General features: G+C 45.0%; 17 protein-coding genes. 15 read left to right on the top strand and 2 right to left on the bottom strand.

Annotation, left to right across the window (positions count from 1 at the left end):
* Positions 1-46 precede the first annotated feature (46 nt).
* Positions 47-1594, top strand: coding sequence for a bifunctional phosphoribosylaminoimidazolecarboxamide formyltransferase/IMP cyclohydrolase (gene purH / locus ADH49_RS00410; protein ID WP_048687875.1), 1548 nt, complete (start codon positions 47-49; stop codon positions 1592-1594).
* Between the two features lie 54 nt (positions 1595-1648).
* Here purH and ADH49_RS00405 read toward each other — a convergent pair whose 3' ends face one another.
* Positions 1649-2662 (bottom strand): GBS Bsp-like repeat-containing protein, encoded by a 1014-nt coding sequence (locus ADH49_RS00405; RefSeq protein ID WP_048687873.1) that lies wholly within the window; start codon positions 2660-2662, stop codon positions 1649-1651.
* Between the two features lie 185 nt (positions 2663-2847).
* Here ADH49_RS00405 and purD point away from each other — a divergent pair, with 185 nt between their 5' ends.
* The 6 genes from purD to purB all read left to right on the top strand — a co-directional run bounded on the left by purD (position 2848) and on the right by purB (position 8625).
* Positions 2848-4110, top strand: a complete 1263-nt coding sequence (gene purD / locus ADH49_RS00400; protein ID WP_048687870.1) for a phosphoribosylamine--glycine ligase — start codon at positions 2848-2850, stop codon at positions 4108-4110.
* Positions 4111-4301: 191 nt separating this feature from the next.
* On the top strand, positions 4302-4793 hold the full coding sequence (gene purE, locus ADH49_RS00395; RefSeq protein ID WP_048687912.1) for a 5-(carboxyamino)imidazole ribonucleotide mutase: 492 nt from the start codon (positions 4302-4304) through the stop codon (positions 4791-4793).
* A complete protein-coding gene (purK, locus tag ADH49_RS00390) occupies positions 4780-5859 on the top strand; it encodes a 5-(carboxyamino)imidazole ribonucleotide synthase (protein ID WP_048687869.1) in 1080 nt (359 codons plus the stop codon). Before purE ends, purK begins: the two co-directional genes overlap by 14 nt.
* A 120-nt stretch (positions 5860-5979) precedes the next feature.
* On the top strand, positions 5980-6930 hold the full coding sequence (locus ADH49_RS00385) for a ketopantoate reductase family protein (protein ID WP_048687866.1): 951 nt from the start codon (positions 5980-5982) through the stop codon (positions 6928-6930).
* An 8-nt stretch (positions 6931-6938) separates the two neighbouring features.
* The gene (locus ADH49_RS00380) at positions 6939-7163 is read left to right on the top strand and encodes a hypothetical protein (RefSeq protein ID WP_048687864.1); all 225 of its coding nucleotides are present in this window, start codon (positions 6939-6941) and stop codon (positions 7161-7163) included.
* A 163-nt stretch (positions 7164-7326) separates the two neighbouring features.
* Complete coding sequence (gene purB / locus ADH49_RS00375; RefSeq protein ID WP_048687861.1) at positions 7327-8625, top strand: adenylosuccinate lyase; 1299 nt, start codon at positions 7327-7329, stop codon at positions 8623-8625.
* 235 nt (positions 8626-8860) lie between these two features.
* Here the strand turns inward: purB and ADH49_RS00370 are convergent, their stop codons facing one another.
* Positions 8861-9577, bottom strand: coding sequence for a GntR family transcriptional regulator (locus ADH49_RS00370; RefSeq protein WP_006595289.1), 717 nt, complete (start codon positions 9575-9577; stop codon positions 8861-8863).
* Positions 9578-9708: 131 nt separating this feature from the next.
* Between ADH49_RS00370 and ADH49_RS00365 the strand changes: the two genes are divergently transcribed.
* The 8 genes from ADH49_RS00365 to ruvB all read left to right on the top strand — a co-directional run bounded on the left by ADH49_RS00365 (position 9709) and on the right by ruvB (position 18077).
* Positions 9709-11496 carry a glycoside hydrolase family 35 protein gene (locus ADH49_RS00365; RefSeq protein ID WP_048687858.1) on the top strand — a complete coding sequence of 596 codons (1788 nt, stop codon included), beginning with the start codon at positions 9709-9711 and terminating at the stop codon, positions 11494-11496.
* Positions 11493-11969: a PTS system mannose/fructose/N-acetylgalactosamine-transporter subunit IIB gene (locus ADH49_RS00360; protein ID WP_006595287.1), complete on the top strand. Its 477-nt coding sequence runs from the start codon at positions 11493-11495 to the stop codon at positions 11967-11969. Before ADH49_RS00365 ends, ADH49_RS00360 begins: the two co-directional genes overlap by 4 nt.
* Before the next feature lie 39 nt (positions 11970-12008).
* Positions 12009-12923: a PTS mannose/fructose/sorbose/N-acetylgalactosamine transporter subunit IIC gene (locus ADH49_RS00355; RefSeq protein WP_048687856.1), complete on the top strand. Its 915-nt coding sequence runs from the start codon at positions 12009-12011 to the stop codon at positions 12921-12923.
* Positions 12910-13731, top strand: a complete 822-nt coding sequence (locus ADH49_RS00350; RefSeq protein WP_048687854.1) for a PTS system mannose/fructose/sorbose family transporter subunit IID — start codon at positions 12910-12912, stop codon at positions 13729-13731. The genes ADH49_RS00355 and ADH49_RS00350 overlap by 14 nt, the downstream gene beginning before the upstream one ends.
* A gap of 11 nt (positions 13732-13742) precedes the next feature.
* Complete coding sequence (locus tag ADH49_RS00345; protein ID WP_006595284.1) at positions 13743-14147, top strand: PTS sugar transporter subunit IIA; 405 nt, start codon at positions 13743-13745, stop codon at positions 14145-14147.
* 97 nt (positions 14148-14244) lie between these two features.
* Entirely contained in the window at positions 14245-15408 is a 1164-nt protein-coding gene (locus tag ADH49_RS00340; RefSeq protein ID WP_048687851.1) for an SIS domain-containing protein, read from the top strand.
* Between the two features lie 27 nt (positions 15409-15435).
* Complete coding sequence (locus ADH49_RS00335; protein WP_048687850.1) at positions 15436-16476, top strand: aldose epimerase family protein; 1041 nt, start codon at positions 15436-15438, stop codon at positions 16474-16476.
* Positions 16477-17078: 602 nt separating this feature from the next.
* Positions 17079-18077, top strand: a complete 999-nt coding sequence (gene ruvB / locus ADH49_RS00325) for a Holliday junction branch migration DNA helicase RuvB (RefSeq protein ID WP_082161844.1) — start codon at positions 17079-17081, stop codon at positions 18075-18077.

Below are 18077 nucleotides of genomic sequence, written 5' to 3'. Positions count from 1 at the left end.
TGACTGTAGTAGAGAAAGAACTTTTTTAAAAAGGAAAAGAGAGAAAATGACTAAACGCGCACTAATTAGTGTCTCAGATAAAGCGGGCATTGTTGAATTTGCCCAAGAACTCAAAAAACTCGGTTGGGATATCATCTCAACAGGTGGGACCAAGGTTGCCCTTGATAATGCTGGGGTAGAGACCATTGCCATCGATGATGTGACGGGTTTCCCAGAAATGATGGACGGTCGTGTGAAGACCCTGCATCCAAATATTCACGGGGGTCTTCTCGCTCGTCGTGACCTCGATGGCCACCTTCAAGCAGCTAAGGACAATAATATCGAATTGATTGACCTTGTGGTGGTAAACCTTTACCCATTCAAGGAGACTATCCTCAAACCAGACGTGACTTACGCGGACGCGGTTGAAAACATCGATATCGGTGGGCCATCTATGCTTCGTTCTGCAGCGAAGAACCATGCTAGCGTTACAGTTGTGGTAGACCCTGCTGACTATGCTGTAGTTTTGGAAGAATTGGCAGCCAAGGGCGAAACTACTTACGAAACTCGTCAACGGTTGGCAGCCAAGGTTTTCCGTCACACTGCAGCTTATGATGCCTTGATTGCAGAATACTTCACAGCTCAAGTGGGTGAAACAAAACCTGAAAAACTCACTCTGACCTATGATCTCAAACAAGCCATGCGTTACGGTGAAAACCCTCAACAAGACGCTGATTTCTACCAAAAAGCTTTGCCGACAGACTACTCGATTGCATCCGCTAAACAGCTCAACGGGAAAGAATTGTCCTTCAACAATATCCGCGATGCGGATGCTGCGATTCGTATCATCCGCGATTTCAAAGACCGTCCAACAGTTGTGGCTCTCAAACATATGAACCCATGTGGGATTGGTCAAGCTGACGACATCGAGACCGCATGGGACTACGCTTATCAGTCTGACCCGGTTTCTATCTTTGGTGGGATTGTTGTTCTCAACCGTGAGGTGGATGCTGCGACAGCCGAGAAGATGCATGGTGTCTTCCTTGAAATCATCATCGCACCAAGCTATACAGATGAAGCGCTAGCCATTTTGACCAACAAAAAGAAAAACTTGCGGATCCTTGCCTTGCCGTTTGACGCTCAAGATGCGAGCGAAGTGGAGGCAGAATACACTGGTGTTGTTGGTGGCCTTCTCGTTCAAAACCAAGACGTGGTCAAAGAAAGTCCAGCTGGCTGGCAAGTGGTAACCAAACGCCAGCCAACGGAGACAGAAGCGACAGCTCTTGAGTTTGCTTGGAAGGCTATCAAGTACGTCAAATCAAATGGGATCATCGTGACCAACGACCACATGACACTTGGTGTTGGCCCTGGTCAAACCAACCGTGTGGCATCTGTCCGCATCGCTATTGACCAAGCTAAAGACCGCCTTGACGGTGCTGTCCTTGCTTCAGATGCCTTCTTCCCATTTGCGGATAACGTAGAAGAAATCGCTAAGGCAGGAATTAAGGCTATCATCCAACCGGGTGGATCAGTCCGTGACCAAGAGTCAATCGAAGCGGCTGATAAATATGGTTTGACCATGATCTTTACAGGTGTTCGTCACTTCAGACATTAATCTAAAAAGGCACTCATCGATTGATGAGCGCCTTTTGTTCTGGTTAGGAATTCCTTAATTTGGATAGATATAGCTGACTGTTCCCCAGACAACATTCGTGGGGTCAAACCAGCCACGGAAATTGTTGATGGTCCGATTTCCATTGTAATTAGCTTCTTTTACTTGGATTTTTTGATCATGTTCGACCTCCGTCACGACTGCAACGTGGCCATAGCCTCCATTATCCCAACAGGCGATAGCACCGACCTCTGGGGTATTTCCTGTCCGGAAGCCCGCAGCGCGTGCACTAGCTGCCCACATGCCACCGTTTCCCCACCAGTTTTGTGACCAAGGAGCTAGCTCTTTTGCCGCCCAGGTACATTCGCCGACGGGATAGTAATTATCCGGTTGAGTGACCAGTGGAGCAGGTTTGACCCGCTCGACCTGAAATTCAGTGGCAAGCAGGCCTTTTAAGTGCCCCTTGTCTTTTTGGTAGACGTGGAGATGAAAGGTTCCTTTCCCTGTATGTTTCTCGGCATTGAAGGATAATTGGTAGCGACCAGGTGCCGTTCTTTTTGCGGGATACCAGATCAAGTCGTCTTGGCCATCTTGTTCAGACCAGATGGGAAAGAAGACCTCCTCCACATCTTCAAAAAGCTGGAGTTGGATCTCAAATAGCTGTGCAGTGCTAGGTCGGACTGTAATCTTGGGTTGGGAAGAAGTCAGATCTTTTTCTTCAATGATTGTCTGTAGAGGAAACAGTCCTTCAATATTTCCGTTAGAATGGATCCCGTAGACATGGATGTGATAAAGTCCTGCTTGATCCAAATGATTAGTCAGAGGTACTTGCAAATCAAACCCATTTTCTCCTCGTTGGACAGGATACCAAATGAGGTCGTCCTGGCCATTTTGCTCGGACCAAATGGGGACGCTAACGCTTTGGAAGCGATCTGGAATGGTCCCGAGGTGGACAACTAATTGTCCTTTTTCCTTGTAGATATAATTGACGTTTTGGTCTGCTCTTGCAACTTGTGAAGCTCCTGCCCAGAAAAGACAAGCTGCCAAGAGTAGTTTCTTTATTCTCTGCATAAAACTCCTTTTTTAAAAAATATTAGAGGTCTCAATTATAATATTCGTAAAAAGGAGCAGAAATTTAAAAAATAATGAAAAAAGTTTGTTTTCTAATGAAAATCATCGGATATTCCTTGAAATATTAGAATAAAACGAACGATTATGATATAATTTAATAAAATAATTCGCAAAAGAGGTTCGAGATGAAACTTTTGGTTGTTGGATCTGGCGGTCGTGAGCATGCGATTGCCAAGAAATTGTTGGAGTCTAAAGACGTTGAGCAGGTTTTTGTGGCTCCTGGTAATGACGGGATGCGATTAGATGGTCTGGATTTGATCAATATCGGAATTTCCGAACATTCTAAGCTGATTGACTTCGCAAAAGTCAATGAGATTGCTTGGACCTTTATCGGTCCAGATGATGCCCTTGCGGCTGGAATCGTGGATGACTTCAATGCAGCTGGACTCAAGGCATTTGGTCCGACCAAGGCTGCGGCTGAGCTGGAGTGGTCTAAGGATTTTGCTAAGGAAATCATGGTCAAATACGACGTTCCGACAGCAGCCTACGGCACATTTTCAGATTTCGAAGAAGCCAAGGCCTACATCGAAGAAAAAGGTGCTCCAATCGTCGTCAAGGCAGACGGCTTGGCCCTTGGGAAAGGTGTCGTCGTTGCTGAAACGGTTGAGCAAGCCGTCGGAGCCGCTCACGAGATGCTTTTGGATAATAAATTCGGTGATTCAGGTGCGCGTGTGGTCATCGAGGAATTCCTTGACGGGGAAGAGTTTTCTCTCTTTGCCTTTGTCAATGGGGACAAGTTCTACATCATGCCAACAGCTCAGGACCACAAACGTGCCTACGATGGCGACAAGGGTCCTAACACTGGTGGGATGGGTGCCTATGCGCCAGTTCCTCACTTGCCACAGAGCGTGGTTGACACAGCGGTTGACACCATTGTCAAGCCAGTTCTTGAAGGCATGATTAAAGAAGGGCGTCCTTACACTGGTGTCCTTTACGCGGGTCTTATCTTGACAGCTGATGGACCGAAAGTTATCGAGTTCAACTCTCGCTTCGGAGATCCTGAAACGCAAATTATCTTGCCTCGTTTGACATCTGACTTCGCACAAAATATCACTGACATTTTGGATGGCAAAGAGCCAGCCATCACTTGGACGGACAAGGGGGTGACACTGGGCGTGGTTGTAGCTTCAAACGGCTACCCACTCGCTTATGAGAAAGGTGTCAAGCTTCCATCCAAGACAGAAGGTGATATCATCACTTACTATGCTGGTGCTAAATTCGCTGAAAATGACCAAGACCTCCTCTCGAACGGCGGACGCGTCTACATGCTGGTTACTACAGCAGACACCGTCAAAGACGGCCAAAACATTATCTACAACGAACTCAACAAACAAAACACAGAAGGCCTCTTCTATCGTACGGATATCGGTAGCAAGGCGATAAAGTAGAAGTACAAGAATAGCGCGATGAAGTCGCTAAACCCGATAATGGTCGCCGTGGTGAAAAGACCAGAACAGCATCTGTTCTGGTCGGGGGAAACATTGATACCTTAGGCTCAATGTTTAGGAATGAAACCGAAGGTTTGCTTCCGTCCCCACCACCAAAGACCATTATCAAAAAGAAGAAAAAAGGAAAAATTATGACTAAACCAATTATTTCCATTATCATGGGCTCAAAATCTGACTGGGCAACCATGCAAAAAACCGCCGAAGTCTTCGACCGCTTCGGTGTCGCTTACGAAAAGAAAGTTGTTTCCGCCCATCGGACGCCTGACCTCATGTTCAAACATGCGGAAGAAGCACGTAGCCGTGGTATTAAGGTCATCATCGCGGGTGCTGGTGGTGCAGCCCATTTGCCAGGGATGGTTGCTGCTAAAACGACCCTTCCAGTCATCGGGGTACCCGTCAAGTCTCGTGCCCTTAGCGGTGTGGATTCACTTTATTCCATCGTTCAGATGCCAGGTGGAGTGCCTGTCGCAACTATGGCGATCGGTGAAGCAGGTGCGACTAACGCGGCCCTCTTTGCCCTTCGTCTCCTTTCAGTAGAGGATCAGGCTATTGCGACAGCTTTGGCGGATTTTGCTGAAGAACAAGGAAAAATTGCAGAGGAGTCTACAAATGAGCTCAACTAAAACCATTGGTATCATCGGTGGTGGTCAACTCGGTCAGATGATGGCGATCTCAGCTATCTACATGGGACACAAGGTTATCGCGTTGGACCCAGCAGCTGATTGCCCAGCCTCTCGCGTGGCAGAAATCATCGTAGCCCCATACGACGACGTGGATGCTCTTCGTCAGTTGGCAGAGCGTTGTGATATTCTCACTTATGAATTTGAAAATGTGGATGCTGACGGTTTGGACGCCGTTATCAAGGATGGTCAGCTTCCACAAGGGACAGACCTACTCCGCATCTCCCAAAACCGTATTTTTGAGAAGGACTTTCTTTCTAACAAGGCCCAAGTCACTGTAGCACCTTACAAGGTCGTGACCTCAAGCCAAGACTTGGCAGATATCGACCTGTCTAAAAACTATGTCCTCAAGACGGCGACCGGTGGCTACGATGGCCATGGTCAGAAGGTCATTCGTTCAGAAGCAGATTTGGAAGAGGCCTATGCTTTAGCTGATTCAGCAGACTGCGTTTTAGAAGAGTTCGTCAACTTTGACCTTGAAATTTCGGTCATCGTGTCAGGTAACGGCAAGGACGTGACAGTCTTTCCCGTTCAGGAAAATATCCACCGCAACAACATTCTTTCAAAAACCATTGTGCCCGCTCGCATTTCTGAAAATCTAGCTGAAAAAGCCAAGGCCATGGCAGTGCGAATTGCAGAACAACTCAACCTTTCTGGAACCCTTTGCGTGGAAATGTTTGCGACAGCTGATGACATTATCGTCAACGAAATCGCGCCTCGCCCACATAATTCAGGTCACTACTCAATTGAAGCCTGTGACTTTTCACAGTTTGACACGCATATCTTGGGCGTTCTCGGAGCACCACTTCCTGCTATTCACCTCCATGCACCAGCTGTTATGCTCAATGTTCTCGGCCAACACGTCGAGGCTGCTGAAACATATGTGACAGAAAATCCAAGCGCTCACCTCCACTTATATGGTAAACTAGAAGCAAAGCACAACCGCAAAATGGGACATGTGACTTTGTTTAGTATTGAACCAGATAAGGTTGAGGAGTTTGGGGAGTAAGACAGGACCCCAGCAATAAGGTCCGTCGTCTTACCCCTGCAAGGTTGACTAGGCTTGTCGCAGGTGAAAAATCGACAAGAGAAGCCAGACAACTACTGCTGGAAAGGAATTGATTTTTAAGTGAAGATAGCGATTCTAGGACTTGGAGTCATCGGGACCACTTATGCCTACGCCTTTCAAAAAGCAGGCCATCAAGTAGAGCACGTACTGAGAGATAGTAAGAAAAGCACTGCTCCGAAGGAATTGTCGGTTGATCTACTAGATGGTCGCTATCATTCCAAGGGTGAGAACAAACACGATACCTATGAGGTTCGTGTGGCAGAAGCTGATTCGGAATATGATTTTATTTTTCTGAGTGTGCGTCATGGGCTTGTCAAAGAGGCTGTGGAGACCTTGCTAAAAAATAATATCAAAGGCACCCTTGTTTTCTTCTGTAATTTTTGGGATACTCGAAAAGAGGTCCAAGAGTGGGCAGGAGATTATGACTATATTTTAGCTTTTCCAACAGCTGGAGGTCACATGCAGGAGGACCATTTGGATGGTGTCTTGTTTGACCATTTAATGCTAGAAGGTGAGCAAAAAGCACAGATTTCTAACTATGCTGATTTGACGACTTTACTGACTTCTGCAGATTTGAAGTGGGAAGTGCCTCATGATATGGTCGAGTGGATTTGGATTCACATGGCGATTAATGCAGGTGTCACTTCGACAGCAGCACGTTCAGGGAATCTGGAAAACCCAGAAGAACTGGCTTTGAATTTGATGAATAGTTCATCGGAATTATCATTAGCCATCAAAGCCATTCGAGAAGCTTTGAAAGTCGTAGAAGCGCGTGGTGTGAATTTGAAGCTTTACAAAGCCGAACTCTTGCCATACAAAATTCCTGCTTGGATAGCCGGCAAGGCCATGAAAGTCATGTTTGCGAAAAATGAGCTGACCCGAAAAATCATGACCTTGCACAATGATAAACAGGACATCTTCTATTGTTGTCAAAGTGTTTATCAGACTGGTCAGGAGTTAGGTGTGAAGATGCCTATTCTGGAAGCAAATATGAAGGGAATTTCGATTTAGGAGGTTTTATGATTCAACTCATCGTCAACGCATTTGTTGAAAAAGATAAGACTGGAGCAGTCGTCGAAGTCTTGTATGCTAGTAGTGATCATGAAAAAGTGAAAGCTAAGTATGAAGAGCTAGTTACACAATATCCTGAAAACTATTTAGCCATCTATGATCTACCGTTAGATACGGATTTGAATACACTGGATCATTATCCATCAGTGTGGATTGGGAAAGAAGAATTTTAATAAAACGACTTTTGTTCGTTAAACGGATGTTTCACGCCGTGGGGAAAGCGTAAGCGACGGAAATCTTGAGACTAGAGGCTCAAGATTTAGTCATGAGATTCCGCAGGAAGCTGCTGACGTCCGCCCCACATAAGTGAAACATCAAAAGAAAGGAAAATTAAACATGATTGATAGATATAGTCGCCCAGAAATGGCGAACATTTGGACTGAAGAAAATAAATACCGTGCTTGGCTTGAGGTGGAAATCTTGGCTGACGAGGCATGGGCTGAATTGGGAGAAATCCCTAAGGAAGATGTGGCTTTGATCCGCGAAAAAGCGGACTTTGACATCGACCGTATTTTGGAAATCGAGCAGGAGACGCGTCACGATGTGGTTGCCTTTACACGTGCGGTTTCTGAAACGCTTGGTGAAGAGCGTAAGTGGGTTCACTATGGGTTGACTTCTACTGACGTGGTCGATACGGCCTATGGTTACCTCTACAAACAAGCCAACGACATCATCCGTCGTGACCTTGAAAATTTCACCAACATCATCGCTGACAAGGCGAAAGAACACAAGTTCACCATCATGATGGGTCGTACCCACGGGGTGCACGCTGAGCCGACAACTTTTGGTCTTAAATTGGCTACTTGGTACAGCGAAATGAAACGGAACATCGAGCGTTTCGAGCATGCGGCTGCTGGAGTGGAAGCTGGTAAGATTTCTGGTGCGGTTGGTAACTTTGCCAACATCCCACCATTTGTTGAAAAATACGTCTGCGACAAATTGGGTATCCGTGCTCAAGAAATCTCTACACAGGTCCTTCCTCGTGACCTTCACGCTGAGTACTTTGCAGTTCTCGCTAGCATCGCAACGTCTATCGAGCGTATGGCGACTGAAATCCGTGGCCTTCAAAAATCTGAACAACGTGAAGTGGAAGAGTTCTTTGCTAAAGGTCAAAAGGGATCTTCAGCAATGCCTCACAAACGGAACCCTATCGGTTCTGAAAACATGACAGGTCTTGCGCGTGTGATCCGTGGTCACATGGTAACAGCTTATGAAAACGTGTCCCTATGGCATGAACGTGATATCTCTCACTCATCAGCTGAGCGGATCATCGCACCAGATACAACCATCTTGATCGACTACATGCTCAACCGTTTCGGAAACATCGTTAAGAACTTGACAGTCTTCCCTGAAAACATGATCCGCAACATGAACTCTACATTTGGTTTAATCTTCAGCCAACGTGCCATGCTAACTTTAATCGAAAAAGGCATGACACGTGAGCAAGCTTACGACCTTGTTCAACCGAAGACTGCCCAATCATGGGATAACCAAGTTGACTTCAAACCACTTCTTGAGGCAGACCCAGAAGTGACATCACGCCTCACTCAAGAAGAAATCGACGAAATCTTTAACCCAACTTACTACACTAAACGGGTGGATGAAATCTTCGAACGCATCGGTTTGGGTGACTAAGCCCCTCATAAATTTGATTAAAAAAGGCAAACATCACGAGATGTTTGCCTTTTTCTTTTCCGATATCAGGTGCTCTAGACACGGAATTTATCATAATAAATTTTGACTGATTAAACTATTTATAGGAAGTCTATCACTAATTATAGATTATTCGTTTTACATGTTTTAGGAACTATTTTTTCATGCTATAATTTGTATCATAAAAGTCTGAGGCCAGACCCCAGACTTTGAATGATCAATGATCACGATCACAAGAGATAAATTTGATTTTATAGTAGTCGCCGCGTTTATAGGTTTCGCTATATTCGAGAATTTGACCGGTCGCTTCCAATTTTGTCGTCTTCACTTGACGGACAGTTGGGAAGTTTTCATCGATATTCAACACAGAAGCGATTTTGCTTGGTGTTGGAAATACAATATCATTGATTTCTTCAAAGTGTTCATCATTCATATGGATATGATAATCTTCTTTAAAGCGATCATAAATCGAACTATAGTAATCTAAGCTCGGATAATTTGGGTTAATATATTGCTCTGGGACATAAGTCTGGTGGTAGATATAAGTATCTTCACCAATATGACGGGTCCGATCAATCTTATAATAGAATTGAGTTGGAGCAAGTCCTAGTTTATCCAAGATGTTCAGTGCGTTGCCACGCTTGATAGAGAGAACTTTTACGGTCGCTTTTTGGATAGGGAAGGTTTCAACGTCTGAAAACTCAACCAGCTTGTGTTTTCTAGCGCGCGAAACAAAGGTTCCTTTTCCTTGTTGGCGGACGATGTATCCATCGCTAGCCAAATCGTTCAAAGCACGAACAACAGTAATCGAGCTAACATTATAAATCTTAATCAACTCGGCTTCTGTGTAAAATTTATCTCCATTTTCAAATTTACCTGAGATAATTTGTTGCTTCAAATCATCTTTGATGTGTTGGTATTTTGGGATTGCCATGTACTTCACCTCTTTTTTCGATATCTCTTGTTAATATTATTTTAACATATTTTTTTGAAAGTGGTTGACATTTTTTCGTTAATATATTATATTAATAAATGAAAAGGGTTTCTTAGAAGGAGGTTCTCAGTATGGGGGCATTTGAAATCCGTGAAGATTTTTATTTAAATGATCAACCTTTTAAGATTTTATCTGGTGCAATTCATTATTTTCGGATCGATCGTGAGGATTGGTATCATTCCTTATATAACCTAAAAGCTCTAGGTTTTAATACTGTTGAAACCTATGTTCCATGGAATGCTCATGAGTCGCAAAGAGGCCACTTTTACTTTGAAGGGAATTTGGACCTGGAGCACTTTATCCAAGTGGCTCAAGAGTTGGATCTGTATGTGATCCTCCGTCCATCACCGTTTATTTGTTCGGAGTGGGAATTTGGGGGCTTGCCAGCCTGGTTAATCGAAGAAGACCTTCGGATTCGTTCATCAGATTCGGCCTTTCTCGAGGAAGTGGCTCGCTATTACGATGAACTCCTGCCACGTGTGGCCAAGTACCAATTGGATCGTGGGGGCAATATCCTCATGATGCAGGTAGAAAATGAATACGGCTCTTACGGCGAAGACAAAGCCTATCTTCGGGCGATCAGAGATCTAATGATCGAGCGGGACATTACCTGTCCACTCTTTACTTCTGATGGACCTTGGAGGGCGACTCTTCGAGCAGGAACTTTGATTGAGGATGGACTCTTTGTAACCGGTAATTTTGGTTCGCGAGCAAATTACAATTTCTCTCAGATGAAAGAGTTCTTTGCGGAGCATGACAAAAAGTGGCCACTCATGTGTATGGAATTTTGGGATGGCTGGTTCAATCGTTGGAAAGAACCCATCATCAAGCGAGATCCAGAAGAGTTGGCAGAAGCGGTCCATGAGGTCTTACAAGAAGGCTCTATCAATCTCTACATGTTCCATGGTGGGACCAACTTCGGATTTATGAACGGCTGCTCAGCACGAGGGACCGTGGATCTACCGCAAGTAACATCTTATGACTATGACGCTCTCTTAGATGAGCAGGGCAACCCGACTCCTAAGTACTATGCAGTCAAAAAGATGATGGCGACCTACTATCCAGAGTATCCACAGATGGATCCGCTTGTGAAGTCGAGTTTATCTGAACGAACATTGGAGTTGACCCAAAAGACTAGTTTGTTCGGCAACTTAAACGAGATTGCTCAGGTCACCGAAAGTCTTTACCCACAGACCATGGAAGAAATCGACCACCCATTAGGCTATCTGCTCTATGAGACAGAAGTGGAAATGGATGCAGAAGAAGAGCGCTTGCGTATCATTGATGCGCGTGATCGGGTACAGGTGTATGCCAATGATCAGTTGATTGCCACTCAATACCAAGAAGAAATCGGTCAAGATCTTTTTTTAAACGGAAAAAAGAAAACGATTACAAACCTAAAATTCTTGATCGAAAACATGGGAAGAGTCAATTATGGGCACAAACTCTTAGCGGACACCCAACGAAAAGGAATCCGAACAGGAGTTTGTATCGATCTTCATTTCAAGCTTCATTGGAAACAATATGCGCTTGATTTTAGCCAGCTGGATCGCTTGGATTTTTCGAAAGAATGGCAAGAAGGTCAACCAGCTTTTTATCAATTTGCTTTTCATCTAGATCAGGTTGAGGATACCTTCCTTGATATGACTGGATTTGGAAAAGGGATCGTTCTTGTAAATGGCCACCATATCGGTCGTTTCTGGGAAGTCGGTCCAACACTCTCCCTCTACATCCCTCATGGTTTTCTCAAAGATGGGGAAAATGAGATCCTCGTCTTTGAGACAGAGGGCACTTGGAAGGAGACCTTAAAACTTGTTTCACAACCTACATTCAAAGAAGTAAAGGGGGAAAACTTATGACTATTGTAGGATGCCGTATCGATGGACGTTTGATCCACGGGCAGGTGGCCAATCTTTGGACTACCAAACTAAATATTTCACGTATCATGGTGATCGATGATGAAGTCGCTCAAAATGATATCGAAAAAAGTGGCTTGAAACTAGCGACACCACCTGGTGTCAAGCTCAGTATCTTGCCAGTCGCAAAGGCTGCAGAAAATATCTTGGCTGGAAAATATGACAGCCAACGTCTCTTCATCGTAGCCCGCAAGCCAGACCGCTTTCTCGGTTTGGTAGAAGCAGGTGTACCACTTGAAACCTTAAACGTAGGGAATATGTCTCAATCAGACGAGACTCGTCCTGTTACTCGTTCGATCAACGTAGTGGATGCCGATGTGGAAGCTTTCCACAAGCTAGCTGAAAAAGGAGTTAAGTTAACTGCTCAAATGGTTCCAAATGATCCAGTTGAAGACTTCTTGAAGTTGCTCAAATAGTTTATAAATAAAAAAGAAAAATTTTAGGAGGAAATTGTCATGATACAATGGTGGCAAATTTTACTACTTACTTTGTACTCAGCTTATCAAATCTGTGATGAGTTGACGATTGTTTCATCAGCAGGATCACCAGTCTTTGCTGGTTTCATTACAGGACTTGTCATGGGAGATTTAAAGACAGGTCTCTTTATCGGAGCTTCTCTTCAATTGACAGTACTCGGTGTTGGTACTTTCGGTGGGGCTTCTCGTATTGACGCGACTTCTGGTGCCGTTCTTGCGACTGCCTTCTCAGTAGCACAAGGGATTGATCCAGAGCTTGCTATTGCTACAATCGCTGTGCCGGTAGCAACTTTGTTGACCTACTTTGATATTCTTGGTCGTATGACTACAACTTACTTCGCTCACCGTGTAGATGCTGCAATCGACCGCTTTGACTACAAAGGTATCGAACGCAACTACCTTCTTGGAGCGATTCCTTGGGCTCTTTCTCGAGCTCTCCCAGTTTTCTTCGCTCTTGCTTTTGGTGGAGCTTTCGTAGAAACTGTTGTTACAGGTCTTGCTAATGTACAATGGTTGGCAAACGGTCTGAAACTTGCGGGTCAAATGCTTCCAGGTCTTGGATTTGCGATCTTGCTTCGTTACCTTCCTGTTCGTCGTAACCTTCACTACTTAGCACTTGGCTTTGGCTTAACAGCAATGTTGACAGTGCTTTATAGCAATGTTCAAAGTGTTGGTAACGCCGTTTCAGCAATGCTTGGAACAGATGCTTTTGCAAAACTTCCAAAAGAACAAATGGTTGCCTTCACAAACAACTTCAAATCTGTATCTATGATTGGTATTGCCATTATCGGTATCTTCCTTGCAGTACAACACTTCAAAAACAGCCAACGTACAGTTGTAGCTGCTCCAGTAACTGAATCAGAAAGCGGGGAAATTGAAGATGACGAATTCTAAGAACTACAAACTCACTAAAGAGGATTTCAAACAAATCAACAAACGTAGCCTCTTCACCTTCCAATTGGGTTGGAACTACGAACGGATGCAGGCTTCTGGTTACCTTTATATGCTTTTACCTCAGTTGCGTAAAATGTATGGTGATGGCACTCCAGAATTGAAAGAAATGATGAAATTGCATACGCAATTCTTCAATACTTCACCATTCTTCCACACCATTATCACTGGTTTTGATTTGGCCTTGGAAGAAAAAGATGGTGTGAAATCGAAAGATGCGGTTAACGGGATCAAGACAGGTCTCATGGGACCATTTGCCCCTCTTGGAGACTCCATCTTTGGATCATTGGTACCAGCTATTATGGGTTCAATCGCAGCAACTTTGGCTGTTGCAGGAAACCCAGCCGGTATCTTCTTGTGGATCGCTGTGGCATTTGCTTATGACATTTTCCGTTGGAAACAATTGGAATTTGCCTATAAAGAAGGGGTTAACCTCATCAACAACATGCAAAGTACCTTGACAGCTTTGATCGATGCAGCTGCCGTTCTGGGTATCTTCATGGTTGGTGCCTTGATTGCCAGCATGATTGGTGTTGAAGTTTCTTGGACTCCACACATTGGGAACAAAGCGATTGAAATTCAAGATATGCTCAACCTTATCTTCCCACGTTTGGTACCAGCTATCATCACAGGTGTAATCTACTGGTTGCTTGGACGTAAGGGTATGAACTCTACAAAAGCTATCTTGCTCATCATCCTTGCAGCAATCGCATTCTCAGCATTTGGCCACTTCTTCTTTGGAATGGCATAATGGAGTAAGGTATGGCAAAACACCTAGTATTGGTCAGTCATGGTCGCTTCTGTGAAGAGCTCAAGGCCAGCACAGAAATGATTATGGGACCACAAGACAACATTCATGCCGTGGCCCTCTTGCCAGAGGAAGGTCCTGAGGAGTTTACAGCCAAGTTTGAAGCCTGTGTTGCAGACTTTGAGGACTATATCGTCTTTGCGGATCTTTTGGGAGGCACTCCTTGTAATACGGTTAGCCGTCTGATTCTTGAAGGGCGCGCCATTGACCTCTATGCAGGGATGAACTTGCCAATGGTAATTGAATTTATTAATAACAGCCTGGTCGGAGGAGAAGAAGCTTATCCAGCGCGTGCACAAGAAAGCATCGTGAAGGTTAATGATCTCTTATCCAACTTTGATGACGACGAGGATGAGTAAAATACGATAGCGAAAACCGCTTGAACATTCGGAATGGGGCTGGGACAATTGTCTCGGCCTCTTACCGCTTATAAGGCGAGTAGAAAAGAGGAGAAGCATGCTAGATTATACAAAAGAAGAACTGCTGGAACTGGGGGCTGAGATTACGACGCGTGAAATTTACCAGCAACCGGAAGTTTGGAAAGAGACCTATCGTCTCTATCAGGAGAAAGCAAAAGAAATTCAAGAGTTTTTAGAGACCATTGGGAAGCGTCATGGATACATCAAAGTGATCTTGACAGGTGCGGGAACTTCAGCCTATGTGGGGGACACCTTGGTTCCGTATTTGCAGGAAGTGCACGATGAACGGCATTGGAATTTCCAATCCATTGCGACGACCGATATCGTGGCGCATCCACAAATCTATCTCAAAAAAGAAGTGGCGACGATCTTGGTTTCCTTTGCACGAAGCGGCAACTCTCCTGAAAGTGTCGCAACAGTGCAGCTGGCCCAAGACTTGGTTGATGAACTTTATCAGATCACCATTACTTGTGCAGCAGAAGGAAAACTGGCCCAGCAGGCCCACGGAGATGAGCGCAATCTCTTGCTTTTACAACCAAAAGAAACCAACGACGCCGGCTTTGCCATGACCTCCAGCTTTACCTCTATGCTCCTGACAGCCCTCTTGGTCTTTGATCCAAGCGAGGAAGAAATCAAGGCAAAACGAGTAGAAGAACTGATTCGTCTGTCAGAGCAAGTCTTGGAGAAAGACCGTGAGGTCAAGGAAGTTGTAGATTTAGATTTCGAACGCGTCATCTATCTGGGGGCAGGACCTTTCTTTGGGCTAGCTCATGAAGCTCAACTCAAGATTTTGGAATTGACTGCCGGTAAAATCGCGACCATGTACGAGAGTCCTGTCGGCTTCCGTCACGGACCGAAATCTCTTATCAATGACCAAACTCTCGTCTTGGTATTTGGCTCCATTGATCCTTATACGCGTCAGTATGATCTAGATTTGGTTGGAGAAGTAGCAGGGGATCAGATTGCCCGTCAGGTCGTCCTCTTGACGGACCAAGCTGCAGGTATTGAGCAGGTACGAGAAGTGTTAGTAGAAGCTTCTGCAGACTCACTAGATATCTACCGTGCCTTCCCATACATTATCTACGGTCAATTGATTTCTCTCTTGACTTCGCTCAAGGTTCAAAATCGTCCAGACACGCCATCACCAACCGGTACCGTCAATCGGGTTGTACAAGGAGTGGTGATTCACCCTTTTCACTAGAATGAATGATCTTGGAGGAGACAACTTGTGAAACACTATCAAAAATATCTATTTGGTCAACTGGACGGCCAAGACGTAGAAGCTTATCGCCTCGAAAATGACCTAGGTTGTCAATTGTCTGTCATGACCTATGGGGCGACGATCTTAGAGTATGTGACACCAGACAAGCATGATCAATTCGCTAATATTGTATTGGGCTTTGACAATTTTGATGCCTATGTCGGCAATAGCCCCAAGTATGGAGCTAGCATTGGCCCAGTCGCGGGCCGGATTGCGGAGGCAAGTTTTGAGCTCAATGGTCAAACCTATCACTTAGAAGCCAATAATGGTGCCAACTGCAACCACAGTGGACCGACTGGCTGGGACAGCGCCTTGTTTAGCGTGGAATCCGTGACAGACCAAGAAATCACCCTGTACACAGAGCGTGCGGATGGTACCGGCGGTTTCCCTGGAAATCTCAAGATCTGGGTGACCTATGGCTTGACGGAAGCAGGGGAGTTGGAAATCAGCTATCGAGTAGAAACGGACCAAGATACTCTAGTTAATCCGACCAACCACAGCTATTTCAACCTATCAGGAAACTTCACTCAGCCGATTAATGACCATGTCTTTCAGATCAACCATCAAGGGCTTTACCCTATCCATCCCGACGGTGTCCCTCTTCACACTGTGGACAAAGAAAGTCCGGTTGTTCAGCATCTCTACCAAGCTATGCTCTTAGAGGATCTCTTTAAGGATTCTGATCCGCAAATCCGCCTGGTAGAAGGCTTGGACCATCCATTTGCTCTTCCAGAAGGGCATGAGAATGCAGGCTTCTTCTATCATCAGCCGTCTGGACGCTTTTTGACCTTCAAGTCAGAAGCTCCCGCCTTGGTGGTGTATTCTGCTAACTTTGTGGATGAAACGGTTTATCTGGAAGGCAAACCAATGGTTCAACACAATGGCTTGGCTCTAGAATTCCAAATCGTACCAGATGCCATTCATAGCGACCAAGCTGAAAAGGTTATCTTGAGAGCGGGTCAAATCTTCACCAGCAAGACCAGCTACCATGCCATTGCTAAGAAATAGATAAGAAAGAGAGGGTGACAAACAAGGATGTGAAATCTTTGCTTGGAACCTCCTCTTTTTTTGAAAAAAATTTAAAAAATGACTATAAGGAAACTTTAAGCTTCCCGTCGTATACTAATACCATCATCAAAGACCTCCTAACTTTGAATGATAAAACTCCTAAAACTTTTTCATAATAATCTCCCTATAAGAGCCACCAAAACCGGTGGCTTTTTTTCTGGGAGTGAGACAGAACAATTTTTTAAAATTGTTCGTTGTCTCACCCCCGCACAGTTGATTAGGTAATCTTTGGAGCTATAAGAGCGAACAAAGATACCAATCAACCACTGCGTTATGTAATTATTACTAAACCTATTTCATCTAACCAAGCCTGATAGGGACGTAGACGAGTTTAGGTACGTTGACGCAGTTTGAGCGGAGCGAAAACTACGTTCCTTATTCTTTACGAGTATTAGCGAGTTTAGGTACATTCCTTAAAAAGAAACAAGGTAGTTTAAGAGGGGAATCGATTCCCAACACCCAACAATCAATAATTAGTGACATATTGAATAGAATATGATTTTAAATCATCAGAGGCATCATTTTTTGCTATAATAGACTGTATGAGTAGAATTTTAGACAATGAGATCATGGGCGATGAAGAGGCTGTTGAACGGACGCTGCGCCCGCAATATTTACATGAATATATCGGTCAAGATAAGGTCAAGGACCAGTTAAAAATCTTTATCGAGGCAGCCAAGCTTCGGGATGAGGCGCTGGATCATATCCTTCTTTTTGGTCCTCCGGGACTAGGGAAGACTACGATGGCTTTTGTTATTGCCAATGAACTGGGCGTCAATCTAAAGCAGACTTCCGGTCCTGTCATTGAAAAGGCTGGTGATTTGGTAGCTATCCTCAATGATCTAGAGCCAGGCGATGTTCTCTTTATTGATGAAATCCACCGTCTTCCTATGTCAGTCGAAGAAGTACTATACAGTGCCATGGAAGATTTTTACATCGACATCATGATTGGTGCTGGCGAGACCAGCCGGAGTGTCCATCTGGATCTTCCTCCCTTTACCTTGATTGGTGCGACGACTCGAGCTGGGATGCTGTCCAATCCCTTGCGCGCTCGCTTTGGAATTACCGGTCATATGGAATACTACGAGCAAGATGATCTGACAGAGATAGTCGAGCGGACCGCCGAGATTTTTGAGATGGAGATTACTCACGAGGCTGCCGAGGAGCTTTCTCTTCGTAGTCGGGGGACTCCTCGGATTGCCAACCGTTTGCTGAAGCGGGTGCGTGATTTTGCTCAGATTATGGGTGATGGCTTGATTGATGACACCATTACTGACAAGGCCCTCTCTATGCTAGATGTGGACCATGAAGGACTGGACTATGTCGATCAAAAGATCCTGAGGACCATGATTGAGATGTACGGTGGCGGCCCGGTTGGCCTTGGGACTCTATCGGTTAATATTGCCGAAGAGCGAGAGACCGTAGAAGATATGTATGAGCCTTACTTGATTCAGAAAGGCTTTATCATGCGGACCCGGACAGGGCGCGTGGCGACCCGCAAGGCTTATGAACACCTGGGTTATCCCTACAATGGAGACTAG

It is taken from the genome of Streptococcus sp. 400_SSPC, assembly GCF_001072745.1.
Lineage (GTDB): Bacteria > Bacillota > Bacilli > Lactobacillales > Streptococcaceae > Streptococcus > Streptococcus xiaochunlingii.
This window is presented reverse-complemented; position numbering and strand designations above follow the sequence as displayed.